Raw genomic sequence first — 12,611 nt, 5'->3', positions numbered from 1 at the left:
CCGAGATCGACCCGGCAACGGGGGCTGGGATCTTTGTCGCGCGCAGTGCGTCGCACACCGACATCGTGGCCGCGAACACCCTCGTCGAAGCACGCTTGCCGGTTGCTTCCATCAGCGCGAGCGGTGACTTGCTCCTGCGGACGCTTCACCGTCGGGGCGAGGCAGTCGAACTTCGTGCGACCGTGGACAGTTCGGCGAAGCTCGCCGTCGACGGTACTTCACGAATTCTCGACCAGAACAACACTGCTCATCCCCGCCGCTTCGCGGCCGGGCCGTGGGTTGCAGGCCATAACTGGTCGGCGGCTTTCCCTCGTCCCCGTACCAATGCAGGGTTCTTCCGGCATAACGATGCCCTGGCGGCGGAGATTTTGGGTGCTACGCGCCTGTGAGCGGTTAGGGAGTCCTGGGACTCCCTAACCGCTCACAGGGGGCTGTGCCCCTAGCTGAACACCAACTCACCCTCGTCAACCGCGACGGTGATACTGCCGCCCTCTTCGAGGAGATCGTCGAGCAGCATGTCGGCGATCTTGTCGTCGACCACACGCTGAATCGAACGACGCAACGGGCGAGCCCCGAACTCGGGTTGATGCCCGTGCTCGGCGATCCAGTCCACCGCGTCGGCAGTGAACTCGATCTCGATGCCCTTGGACTGCAGCCGCTTCCGGCTGTCGTCGAGCAGCAGATCAGTAATCCGGTGCAGTTGCTCGGTGTCGAGCTTGCGGAAGATCACGATCTCGTCGATACGGTTGAGGAACTCCGGCCGCATCGATTCGCGCAACCTGGCCATCACGCGGTCGCGCAGTGGCTTCTCCGCCGACTCTGCGTCACCCGTGGTGAAGCCGAGTCCACCGGACTTGCTCGAGATGATGTCCGAGCCGAGGTTGCTGGTCATGATCACGACGGTGTTCTTGAAGTCCACCGTCCGACCCTGACCGTCGGTCAGACGGCCGTCGTCGAGCACCTGGAGCAAGGTGTTGAACACGTCCGGGTGTGCCTTCTCGATCTCGTCGAGCAGGATCACCGAGTACGGGTTACGACGCACCTGTTCCGTGAGCTGTCCGGCCTCGCCGTAGCCGACGTATCCGGGAGGAGCACCGACCAATCGGCTGACCGTGTGCCTCTCACCGAACTCACTCATGTCGAAGCGCAGCATCTTGTTCTCGTCTCCGAAGAGTGTGGCAGCCAGAGCTTTTGCGAGCTCCGTCTTGCCGACGCCAGTGGGTCCGAGGAACAGGAAGCTACCGACGGGACGATCCGGATCGCTCATACCGGTCCGGCTACGACGCACGGCACGCGCGATGGCGCGAACGGCGTCATCTTGCCCGATGACACGACCGTGCAGTTCCTCTTCCAGACGGCGCAGGCGATCTTTCTCTGCCTGAGTCATCTGGCTTGCCGGAATACCCGTTGCGCGAGCGACAACTTCGGCGATTTGTTCAGCGGTCACGTCCGGCGTTTCCTCGGAAGGAACCGAGGATCCTGCCTTCTCGAGACGCTTTGCGACGCCGTTGATCTCGTCACGCAGGGTCGACGCCTTCTCGTACAACTCGTCGGCGACGGCTTTTTCCTTGTCGCTCTCGAGCTGCTCGAGACGCTGCTGCAGCGCAGCGGTGTCTACCGTGGCCGTCTTCAAGCGAAGCCTGGCGCCGGCCTGGTCGATCAGGTCGATTGCCTTGTCCGGCAAGAACCTGTCGCCGATGTAACGTGCCGACAGCTCTACCGCAGCGGTGATCGCCTCGTCGGTGTAATGGACCTTGTGGTGATCCTCGTACCGACTGCGCAGGCCGCTCAAGATGGCGATCGCGTCCTCGATCGACGGCTCTCCGACCTGTACGGGCTGGAAGCGCCGCTCGAGCGCGGGATCCTTCTCGATGTTCTTACGGTATTCGTCGAGCGTGGTGGCGCCGACGATGTGCAGTTCACCGCGAGCGAGCTTGGGCTTGAGGATGTTTCCGGCGTCCATCGCACCGTCTGCGCCGCCTCCGGCACCGGCGATGGTGTGCATCTCGTCGATGAAGACGATCAGCTCGTCCTTGTGTGCGGTGATCTCGTCGATCACCTTGGTCAGCCGTTCCTCGAAGTCTCCGCGGTAACGGGTACCCGAGACCATGCTCGAGAGTTCGAGCTGGACGATCTTCTTGCCCACCAACGATTCCGGGACATCCCCGTCGACGATGCGCTGGGCGAGACCTTCGACGATGGCAGTCTTGCCGACGCCGGCCTCACCCACCAGGACCGGGTTGTTCTTGGTGCGGCGGGAGAGGATCTCGATGGTCTGTTCGATCTCGTCGGCGCGGCCGATCACCGGATCGACGCCGCCGTTGCGGGCGCGATCGGTGAGATCGATGCCGTACTTGTCGAGCGTCGGTGTGGTGGACTCGTCTTCGACTGGACCGGCTGCGGGATTCTGAACCGCTGCCTGCAGCTTCTCCGGCGTGATGCCGGCCGAAGCGAGCAGACGACCCGGAACATGATCGGGGTCACCGGCCAGGGCGATGAAGAGATGTTCGGGGTCGATGTACGTCGATCCCAGGGCTCGGGCCAGTTGATGAGCCTCGAGTAGAGCGGTTTTCACGGCACTGCTGAGCGCAGGAGCAGAGTAGGCCCCCTGCTCACGGCCTTGTGGCAGCCGCAGGTCGACGGCGTCGACCACGGATTTCGGGTCGGCTCCGGCGCGCTGCATGAGCGTGCGGACCGGATCCTGCTCCGCCATGACGCGGAGAACGTGCAGTGCATCGAGATCCGAATCACCGCGAGCAGCCGCTACACGTGCAGCGTCAGCCATGAGTTGCTGGGTGGCCCTGCTCATGAGCCGGGAAATATCGATGCGACCGGGACCCTCGGGCCCGAAGAATGCTGGCATTCCGAAGCCTCCTTGCAGAAAGTTGAGCGTTACTGACTCAATTAACGTGCATGGGGCTCGATCAATTCCCGCGGCCTCAGATTTGTTTCAACACCATCCAGTCGCCGATCGTTCTCAACTACCGAAAGATCCGGTAGACCGACCGACCGGGTACGCCTCGACGCGCATGATCACCGATCCCGCGCAGGGACCACTCTTGATGTCGGTACGCCACGAACCTTTCAGACTGCCATCGGGCTGAGGTGTGTAATACGCCTCGGAGTGCGCCGGTGCCCACACCTTGGGCACGCCCTCCCCCTGGTAGCAATCCCACTCCCAGTCATAGGGGTGCACCCAACTGGTTCCGTCCCAGGTGTATCGAGCAGGCTGCGGCAACGTCGGATTGGCGGGAGCCGGACCGCCGACCACTGTGGCGATACAGACTCCGCTCGAGCAATCCGTCTCGAACGTGTAGGTATCGGAGAAATCCGGCTCCCACTGGCTGGCGGCCAGACTTGTGCCCGTCTTGGTCGCGGCGAAACGCTTGAGCGAGTAATCACCGGACCAATTCGCATCCGCAGCACCCGCGGGCATCGCTCCGGCGACAAACCACGTAGCAACGAGCGCAACCACCAGCAATGACTTTCGCATGCGTGAAGTGAATCACAAGCATGTCCGAATTGTCGGATACTGGCCACAAGAACACCGACGACGATCAGCACCAGCGAAACCAACGGCAATGCTCCCGCACCCCTGTCCGCCAAGATCAGCCCGCCTACGACGCCGCCCGCTGCGATCGCCGAATTGAAGATCGTCACGAAAACCGATTGCGCAGTGTCCACAGCGTCGCCCGTCGTATCCGCGAGCGCCGTCTGAAGGAGAGTGGGAGCGCCTCCGAATGCCACGCCCCATGCCGCAACACTGAGTGCGATCACAGCGAAGCTGTCACCGCCGACGCCCAACGCCGTCAAAGCTGCGGCAAAGACCACCAAGCTCAGCACGGTGAGACTTCGAAGGGCCCGGTCGACAAACACCCCGACCACACCGATGCCCACGAAGGCGAAAAGTCCGAACACGAACAAGACGATTCCCAACCGATCGCCGAAACCGATGCGATCCAGAAACGCCGCCAGATACGTGTACACGATGTTGTGCGCGAGGATCCACAAGAACGCGACAAACAGAATAGGTCGTACGCCAGGCAGGACCAGGACTTTCCGCACCGGCAGCTGCCGATCCGCTTGTTGCCCGGGAAAGTCCGGCATCACCGTGAGTATCCACGCGACCAGAAGTAGCGCAGCAACCGACATCACGGCGAAGACGACGCGCCAATCGGCCAGGGTCCCGAGCCACGCCCCCATCGGAACGCCGATTGCCAACGCGATCGGCTGTCCGACGGAGGCAACCGCAACGGCCCGCCCCTGCAGGTGAGGGGGCGACATCCTGCGTGCGTACCCGGCAAGCAACCCCCACACCACACCTGCCGCCATACCGGCCAGAAACCGAACACCCAAGGTGAGAACCGGATTCGACGAAAGCGCTGTCACCAGATTGAAGACACCGAACCCCAGAATCGCCGACACCAGGACAGCACGCCGTCGCAATCCTCGGGTCAATGCGATCAGTGGTACCGCCCCGACGACGGAACCCAATGCGTATGCGGTGACCAATTGCCCTGCGCCGGAGACCGATACGGACAACCCTGACCCGATCTGCACCAGTAGTCCGGCCGGCATGGTTTCGGTTGTGATCGCTATGAAGCCTGCCATTGCGAGTGCCGACAACCCGGCCAGCGGTAGTGTCCGGACGGAATCGGTCTCCGCCAGTGCCGAAGTCGCCGTCCCGTCCGAGTTCGAGCTCACCTCGTCGGTGTTTCGGGACTGCCTTCACCCGACTGGCCGGAACGGACCAGTTCTGCAATAGACGCCCAGTCCATCTCGCCCTGACCGTTCGCCAGAGCCTGAGCGAGCACGCCTCGAAGTACGCCACCGAACGGCAAATCCAGATCGACGCTGTCGGCGGCGTCGAGCGCAAGCCTCAAATCCTTGAGGCCCAGAGCTGTGGTGAATCCTGCAGGCTCGTACTGACGCGTCGCGACGAGGTTTCCGTAGCTGGAGTAGACCGGCCCCGGGAAGATCGTCGAGGTCAGCAGTTCTACGAGTTGGCTTCCGTCCACACCGGACCTCTCCCCCAATGTGATTGCCTCGCCCAAGGATTGAATCGCGGCGAGGATGAGGTAATTGCCGATGATCTTGACGATGTTGGCCTGCTCCGGACGCTCACCTTGTGGCCACGTGCGAGCACCGATGACGTCGAGGAAGGGTTGCACTCGCTCGAGGAGGGAACTGTCGCCGGCGGCGATGATGTTCAACTGGCCAGCCTGAGCAACAGAAACGCGTCCGAACACCGGCGCCGCGATGTACCCGATGCCGTACTCGGCGTGCAGTGCGGCGGCGCGCTTGGCAAGGTCGACGCTGACGGTGGCCATGTTGACGTGCACGGTTCCACTCGGAACGGATGCGAGGACGGCGGGATCCAGAATGGCCGAAAACACGGCCGAATCATCTGCCAACATCGACAGCACAACACCGGACTGGAATGCCTCGGCAACGGTTTTCGCGCCGATCGCCCCTTCCTCGACCAGTTCGGCTACCGCTTCAGGGCTACGATTCCACACCGTCACGTCGAAGCCTGCGCCCAGTAGATTTCGAGCGATGGGACGGCCCATCGCGCCCAAGCCGACCACGGAAACAGAAGTCATGGATTTCCCTCTCGAAAGTGCTGAACCATCTAAGACGGTTCAAGACTCTCACACGGGTACAGTTGCTGTCGAACCGGTTGAGATGGTTCGCCACGAAGGAGGACGAAAGTGAACGAAGCAGGAGCTGATCAATCCGCTCGGGACGTGTTTCGACTCGACAACGACACGCTCGCCTTCCGCTTCACCGCCACCCTCACCAATCGGAACGGCTCGAGGTTCGAACGACTCACGAGCCCGCAGCGACTCGAATTATGGTTACGCGCCAACGATCTGATGGGCGCCCCCGCAACCGCGACAGAAGACGACCTCCGCGGCGCGCAGGATTTACGTGAGGCCATTCATCGCATCGGAACCGCCGTATGCGAGAACCGCCGTGCCTCACGCACCGATGTCGGGATCGTCAACACCGCATCCGAGCTCGGTGATGCCCACCTCGTCCTCGAGAGTGGCCGGGCCCTCTGGAAATCAGCCGGAGACAATCCGATCCGCGACGCTTTGTCGATAGTGGCTGCCGACGCGATCGCGGTGCTCGGTGGAGCCGACCGGGACCGCGTCAAAGCCTGCCAGGGCGACGGGTGCACCGGCCTCTACGTCGACACCAGTCGCGGCAACAACCGACGCTGGTGCTCGATGAACATCTGCGGAAACAAAGCCAAGAAATCCGCGATGACCGCTCGCACCGACTAGCTCATCTCACCTTCACCGCGACTCCATTTCGCCGCCACTCGGTTCCACAGCTTCTCGATCGGCGTCGACAGCAGGAGAAGAAACAGCGGGAAGTACGACGTCACCGGAACGAGCACACTGACGAGCAGCGCCACCACCATGATCAGGAAAGTGACGATTTCAGCGGTGAAATGCGGCTTCGCATTCTCTTCACTCAACGACGGGTTGCGAACCAGACCCCACGCCACCACCGCCAGGCACGCAGCACTGGCTGCCATTGTCCCGATGTAGAGAGCCCTGGTTCCGAGATCCTGCGACGGCGCCGCAACGAGCGCTGTCGGGAAGGGCAGGAACACGATGGTCATCACCCACAACCCCAGTCCGCGAACGACCACCTTGTCCGCGTCGACCACAAAACGAAGCAGCCGATGCTGCGACCACCAGAGCCGGAAGATCACCAGAAAGCTCAGGGCGAACGAGTAGAACTGCGCAGCGTGATCGCGCAGCAGTTCCGACGTGGTGCCGTGGTGGTCACTGGTGAGTTCGACCAGCGGCAGTACGAGCAGCGTGATCGCAATGGCGACAATCGCGTCGATGAAAGTGACGTAGCGCTCGAAGTAGCGGGTGCGTTCCGCAATCTCAGCCATTGCGGAAGCATAAGCCTCACAACAGGAAACAGACCGGCGACGCCACTTTACGGAAGCACGTACCCGGAAACATACAATTAACGAATCAAATTCGTTAGATCTCTTGACCGTGGCGGAGCCCATCCCCATACTTAACGAATCACATTCATTAAGTGACTCGCATCACGCCACCAGGGGTCGGTTCAGCCACCCCCTTCAGGACATGGGGTTGCCCTAGTGCCGATCAACGCTTCGACGAATACGCAGTCCGACCGGGTTCCACTCACCGCCAACCGCGGTATTGCCGCCTTCAGTATCGGCGTCATGGGGTTCATCACCGCGAACCTCATCCCCCTGATGATCGTGGCAATGGTCGAGGGCCTCGGTGTCACCGAATCCGCTGCCGGTGCCGTTCTGACCGCATCGCTGCTGGTCTGCGCCGTCACCTGCCTCGCCACCACCCGAATCGCCTCGGGCCGGCATCGCCATCTCCTCGGCCGCGTCAGCCTGATCGCGATGGCAGCCGCATTCGGCGTTGCGGCCATCGCACCGTCCACGACGATCGCATGCGCCGCGATCATCGTCGGCGGTATCGGCGCTGGTGGATCCGCATCCGTTGGCGGAGCGGCACTGGCCGCGCTCACGAACCCGGACCGGGCGTCAAGCATCAGCGGCCTCGTGAACCGTGTCGTCGTCACAGCCGTCCTCGCTCTCATACCCATCCTCGGCACACACATGACCAACGCATTCGGCATCGTCGCAGTCCTGGCACTGGCTACCGCAGCAACGGTCACCTGGTTGCCGTCGTCCCCGGTGAAAGAGTCGCCGGAGACGGCGAAGTCCGCCAATACGACCACAGCTCTCCCCGCCGGGGTCAGCGCGAAACGACTCACTTTTGCCGGAACCGCATTTCTCGCGATGCTTGCAGTCTGGGCGATCAGCGAGGACTCGTTGTGGGCAGTACTCGGCATCATGGGTTCCGAGCACGCCGGGCTCTCGGATCAACAAATGAGTCTCGCACTGAGCGCATCAACGGCGGGTGGTGTGCTCGCGGCTGTTACCTTGACCGCGTTGGGTTCTCGGGTCAGTCGGACAGTATCGATCTCCGTGCTACTGATACTCGGGGCAATTCTGAAGCTGTCTGCCGGCCTCACCACCGATCCCACGATCTACCTGGTAGTGATCATCGCTTGGAACACGATCTACGCGGCCACGTTCATCGTCCTGGTTGCCATCTCGGCCGCGCTCGACGCGGCCGGCCGATGGTCGGCGCCACTACTGGGCACCTACCTCATCGGCTCCGCGTTCGCGCCGCTGTTCGGAACTTCGGTGACGGCCGGCCTCGGGTATCCGACCTTCGGAGTCATCATCTCGGGGATCAGCTTCGTTCTACTGGTCCCGTTCGCCTTGGTTTCCCGACTCTCCGCACGTACCGAAGGTGCGTATCGTCACCACAGCGCCGCCATCACTACTACCGTCATCGCGTAAGGATCACGTAGAAGTCATGAATGACAGCATCACTCACTACCGCAACGGAAAGATCTTCACGGCTGCCGACGACGGATGGGCCGAGTCGATAGTCGTCGAGGACCACAAGCTCAGATTCGTGGGCGAAACCGTCTATGCCGATATCCTGGCACCCGACGCCGAGGTGATCGATCTCGAAGGTGCCGTCGTGCTACCCGGTTTCGTCGACGCCCATACGCATTTGGTGATGATGGGATTCGCGCTGCAGAAGTTGGATCTGCGTGATGCCGCCGATCTCGCCGACATTCAGTCCAGCATCAAGCAATTCGCGGAATCGAACCCGGACGCACCACGACTGCTGGGTCGCAGTTGGTTGTTCTCCGCGCTGGATGGAGGGCACCCGACGCGAGAGATGATCGACGCCGTCGTACCCGATCGCCCGGTGTACCTCGACGCCAACGACGTACATTCGGTCTGGGTGAACACTGCAGCACTGCGAGAACTCGGCATCGACGCGGACACTCCCGATCCGATCGGCGGTCGTATCGGCCGGGATCCGGACACCGGAGAAGCCACCGGAATGCTGTACGAGACCGCCATGATGCTCTACGTCTGGCCGAAACTGGCGGAGCTCGCATCCGACGAAGACCGGGACGCCGCCCTCGCTCTCGCCTTCCGCCACTATCTCGAGGACGGCGTGACCGGTGCGGTCGACATGGCTCTCGGCGCGGACGAATTAGCCTCGCTGGAAAGAGCATTGGACGCAGGAGACGGAACACTGCCGCTGCGCGTCGCGGCTCATTGGCTGATGACCCGCGAGGACAATGAGGCCGACAACGTCCGACAAGTTCACGACGTGATCGAACTCCACGAGCGTGTCCAAGGTCCGTGGCTCCGTATCGCCGGAATCAAGATCATCATCGACGGTGTGATCGACAGCTGCACTGCCGCAATGAAAGAACCGTACTCGGACGGCACCAACGCCGAGCCCATCTGGGATCTCGAATCCTTGATCCCCGTCGTGACAGCCGCCGACGCCGCAGGCCTGCAGATCGCGATGCACGCGATCGGCGACGAGGCGTCGGAGATCGGTTTGACGGCACTCGAGTACGCGATCGCCGCCAACGGAGACATTCCCCGCAGGCACCGAATGGAACACTTGGAGTCCATCACCCGGGACAACGTCGAAAGGCTTGCCCGCCTGGGAATCATCGCCTCGATACAACCGGTTCACGCTGACCCTGCAATCCAGGAGAACTGGCAGGCGATGCTCGGCGACTACCGGGTGAATCGCGCGTACCCCTGGCCTGAATTCACCGAGGCCGGAGCGGTTCTGGCCTTGGGTTCGGACGCTCCGACCGCTCCCCACCCGCCGCTGCCGAACATGTTCATCGCCACCACCCGTCGATCCGCAATCGATCCGTCACTGGCACCCAACCTGCCGAAGTACGCACTCCCCCTCGCGGACGCGCTGGCTCACGCAACTCCGACGCTGCCTACTCGTGCCGGTGGGAAGATGTGACCGGCCAGCTGGTTCGGGGTAAAGCAGCCGATTTTGTCGTACTGAAACAAGATCCGTTCACCGAAGGGGTCGATTCTCTCCTGACCACGGAGATTGCGATGACCGTCGTTGCTGGATCCGTGCGATACGACGCGGCCGGGGCCAAGAGCACCGAAGCACGGAACACCGAGTCCGATAGCTGATCGTTACCGGTTGTTCGATAACGCACGCACGCGGCCCGGCGACAGAACGAAGGAGGGACTTGAACACGTGAACCCATACACTCTGGAGGACGCATGCGCAGGAAAGCTCCGATTTCGGCCGCCGTCGCAGCCGCTGCACTGGTGACGGCCACTGCCCTGACGGTCGCCGGTTGTGGGTCGACCGAAGGAACACCTGAAGCGGCGGCGAGTTCCACGGCAGCTAGTTCAACGGCGTCGGCGACATCGACGGCAAACGAAACCGAGACGACGGTAGCGAGCTCTCCCCCGCCACAATCGAACACCCGCACAAATGCATCCACGACGGCGACTACGACAGCAATCCCCGCTTCGGGTCCCTGTCTCGACGTCGGCTCCTCGCTCGTCACCGACGCCATCGGCACGCTGGGCACCGACATCAACGGGGGCAATTGGATACCGAGATCCGCGAGCGAAGAACAGATCGGGAATTGTCCTGACCTGCTCTGGGTTTCGGTGGACGGCGACGGCGTCGGCGATGCGACTTACCAGTCACACGTCCTGTTCTTCCACGACGGAACATACCTGGGCACGGCTACCAGTGAGCCGTACTCGTACACACACGTCATCGACAGCAACAAGGATTCGGTATCCGTCCAATACCGTTGGCTGCTGGACGACGATGCATTCTGCTGTCCCCAAGGCGGACCGAACATAGTGAATTTCACGTGGAACGGCAGCGCCGTGGTTGCCGACGGCCAGTTCCCGCCCTCCTGAACCTGCCTGGGTCCGAGAAGGCCCTGAATGCAACTGTGCCCCAGCGACGACGGTCACTGGGGCACAGTCTTGTTCGATCTACTCGCCGGCGCTCCTACTCACCGACACCGAGTTCGCGCAGGCGAGTCTTGTACAGCTCGATGTTGCCGAGCTTGATGTCTTCGTAACCGCGAACCACGTCCGGCAGTGCCGCGATCTCGACGGCGCGATCGTATCCGTCGGTTGCGAGCGTACGAGAGAGGTCAGCGATCATGGCCTCGTACTCGGCGAGCAGTTCACGCTCGACCTTGCGGACGTGCATGTAGCCGAAGGGGTCGAGCTTGGTACCGCGAAGCTTCTTACCCTTGGCCAGAACCTTCAGTGCAACATGCGACTTGGGTCCGAGACCGATCTTCTTCTTGCGGCCCATCACTCGAAGGATCGGCGGGTGGAGCTTGTAGGTCAGGTTCTCCCCGGCCGGCACCTGAGACTTGACGTCCTCGATGAATGCGGGGTCGACCAGCATACGAGCAACTTCGTACTCGTCCTTGTACGCGGTGAACTTGAAGAGGCCGCGGGCAACAGCCTCGCTGAAATCGGTCCGCTCGGTTGCGGCACGTTCGGCGGTCCAGACTGCCTGAACCTGATCGATGTAGCGCTGGGCGATCTTGACGGACTGGAACTCGATGAGCTGCGCCGCACGCAGTTCCACCAGTCGCAGGGTTTCACCGGTGAAGGTGGTTCCGGCGAACATGTGAGCCGGTGCGACAACGGGTTCGCGGACGGACTTGGCCGGCGTGGTGACGGCCGAGAACGCTGCGGTGTCGGCAATTGCTGCACGACCCCAACGGAATGCCGCGATGTTCGCGTCCACGGCAACGCCGTTGATGCCGATCGCTTCTTCGATGGCCTCTGCCGGCAGACGAAGTCCGCCGCTCTGGTAGGCCGCACCGATCAGCAGGAAGTTGGCTGCTGCGGTGTTACCGAACAACTCCTGCGCCGCGGCGAGTGCGTCGAACGAACGCAGGGTGCGCGACACCTTGTCGAGACGGGCGAGGAGTGACGTCTCCTCGGGGTAGCGAACAGCCTTGTCGTAGACCATGTCTCCGGTCGGCGTCTGCGACGTCGAGGCGATGGAGACCGTCTTCTCGGCGTTGCCGTAGTCGAGGTTCTTGTTGTCCGTCGCGGTCAGCAGGTCGAAGGCGACAATGCAATCCGCGCTGCCCGGAGTGAGGCGGTTGGACGGCTCGAGCGCGCTGGAGCTGAAACGCAGGTGCGAGACAACCGGTCCGGCCTTCTGGCTCAGTCCGATCTGGTCAAGGCTCTCCACCTCGAGGCCGGCGCGCAGTGCAGCCGTTGCGAGCACCTGGTTGACGGTCACGATGCCGGTGCCGCCGATGCCCGCGAGGAAAACGTTCTGCGTGCTGGTGAGCGGTCCGAAATCGGGGTCTGCGACGACGGGCGGGGCGGGACGTGCGGCCTTGGGAGCCTTCTTGCCCGGTACCAATTCGACGGTCACGAACGACGGGCAATCGCCGTCCATGCAGGTGTAATCGGTGTTGCAGGACGTCTGGTCGATCTTCGTCTTGCGGCCGTACTCGGTGTCCACGGGCTGGACCGAGAGGCAGTTCGACTTCACACCGCAGTCACCGCAGCCTTCGCACACTGCCTCGTTGATGACGACGCGAGTGTTGCGAGTGGGCAGCGTGCCACGCTTGCGCTGGCGACGAGCGTCGGCCGCACAGTGCTGGTCGTAGATCAACACTGTGACGCCCTTGATCTCGCGAAGCTCCTTCTGGGCCTCGTCGAGGCG

Annotated in this window: 8 protein-coding genes and 3 pseudogenes; 5 read left to right on the top strand and 6 right to left on the bottom strand. The window is 62.4% G+C overall.

The annotated features are described in order from the left end of the window. Positions 1–389 (top strand): annotated as a pseudogene (locus tag A2J01_RS33830) (FAD/NAD(P)-binding protein); the annotation flags it as partial. 50 nt (positions 390–439) lie between these two features. Here the strand turns inward: A2J01_RS33830 and A2J01_RS33825 are convergent. The 4 genes and pseudogenes from A2J01_RS33825 to A2J01_RS33815 form a co-directional block, all read right to left on the bottom strand. Next, the gene (locus A2J01_RS33825; protein ID WP_007733608.1) at positions 440–2,863 is read right to left on the bottom strand and encodes an ATP-dependent Clp protease ATP-binding subunit; all 2,424 of its coding nucleotides are present in this window, start codon (positions 2,861–2,863) and stop codon (positions 440–442) included. Between the two features lie 114 nt (positions 2,864–2,977). After that, positions 2,978–3,493 (bottom strand): hypothetical protein, encoded by a 516-nt coding sequence (locus A2J01_RS37155; RefSeq protein WP_037128543.1) that lies wholly within the window; start codon positions 3,491–3,493, stop codon positions 2,978–2,980. A gap of 146 nt (positions 3,494–3,639) precedes the next feature. Continuing rightward, a pseudogene (locus A2J01_RS33820) lies at positions 3,640–4,611 on the bottom strand (MFS transporter); the annotation flags it as partial. 89 nt (positions 4,612–4,700) lie between these two features. Further along, positions 4,701–5,603, bottom strand: a complete 903-nt coding sequence (locus tag A2J01_RS33815) for an NAD(P)-dependent oxidoreductase (RefSeq protein WP_050654757.1) — start codon at positions 5,601–5,603, stop codon at positions 4,701–4,703. Positions 5,604–5,711: 108 nt separating this feature from the next. Between A2J01_RS33815 and A2J01_RS33810 the strand changes: the two genes are divergently transcribed. Beyond that, positions 5,712–6,290: a CGNR zinc finger domain-containing protein gene (locus tag A2J01_RS33810; protein ID WP_047271022.1), complete on the top strand. Its 579-nt coding sequence runs from the start codon at positions 5,712–5,714 to the stop codon at positions 6,288–6,290. Here A2J01_RS33810 and A2J01_RS33805 read toward each other — a convergent pair. Next, the gene (locus tag A2J01_RS33805) at positions 6,287–6,916 is read right to left on the bottom strand and encodes a TMEM175 family protein (RefSeq protein ID WP_030535295.1); all 630 of its coding nucleotides are present in this window, start codon (positions 6,914–6,916) and stop codon (positions 6,287–6,289) included. The genes A2J01_RS33810 and A2J01_RS33805 overlap by 4 nt on opposite strands. A 216-nt stretch (positions 6,917–7,132) precedes the next feature. On the opposite strand from A2J01_RS33805, the gene A2J01_RS33800 reads away from it, so the two are divergent. From A2J01_RS33800 to A2J01_RS33790, 3 genes and pseudogenes are all read left to right on the top strand, one after another. Further along, on the top strand, positions 7,133–8,383 hold the full coding sequence (locus A2J01_RS33800) for an MFS transporter (protein ID WP_064114425.1): 1,251 nt from the start codon (positions 7,133–7,135) through the stop codon (positions 8,381–8,383). A 16-nt stretch (positions 8,384–8,399) separates the two neighbouring features. Beyond that, positions 8,400–10,066, top strand: a pseudogene (locus A2J01_RS33795) (amidohydrolase). A gap of 93 nt (positions 10,067–10,159) precedes the next feature. Continuing rightward, on the top strand, positions 10,160–10,819 hold the full coding sequence (locus tag A2J01_RS33790; protein ID WP_003940243.1) for an LppP/LprE family lipoprotein: 660 nt from the start codon (positions 10,160–10,162) through the stop codon (positions 10,817–10,819). A 94-nt stretch (positions 10,820–10,913) separates the two neighbouring features. Here the strand turns inward: A2J01_RS33790 and A2J01_RS33785 are convergent. Next, on the bottom strand, positions 10,914–12,611 hold a 1,698-nt coding region (locus tag A2J01_RS33785), incomplete at its 5' end, for a DUF6537 domain-containing protein (RefSeq protein WP_197494357.1).

It is taken from the genome of Rhodococcus sp. EPR-134, assembly GCF_001647205.1.
GTDB lineage: Bacteria > Actinomycetota > Actinomycetes > Mycobacteriales > Mycobacteriaceae > Rhodococcus_F > Rhodococcus_F qingshengii.
Note: the sequence above shows the minus strand (reverse complement) of the source record. Positions and strands in the feature narration are given on the sequence as shown.

What these genes read in the sequence shown, in the direction of transcription:
- A2J01_RS33825 (WP_007733608.1), bottom strand. Translation starts at nt 2,863, where the DNA reads ATGCCAGCATTCTTCGGGCCCGAGGGTCCCGGTCGCATCGATATTTCC.
- A2J01_RS37155 (WP_037128543.1), bottom strand. Translation starts at nt 3,493, where the DNA reads ATGCGAAAGTCATTGCTGGTGGTTGCGCTCGTTGCTACGTGGTTTGTC.
- A2J01_RS33815 (WP_050654757.1), bottom strand. Translation starts at nt 5,603, where the DNA reads ATGACTTCTGTTTCCGTGGTCGGCTTGGGCGCGATGGGCCGTCCCATC.
- A2J01_RS33805 (WP_030535295.1), bottom strand. Translation starts at nt 6,916, where the DNA reads ATGGCTGAGATTGCGGAACGCACCCGCTACTTCGAGCGCTACGTCACT.
- A2J01_RS33790 (WP_003940243.1), top strand. Translation starts at nt 10,160, where the DNA reads ATGCGCAGGAAAGCTCCGATTTCGGCCGCCGTCGCAGCCGCTGCACTG.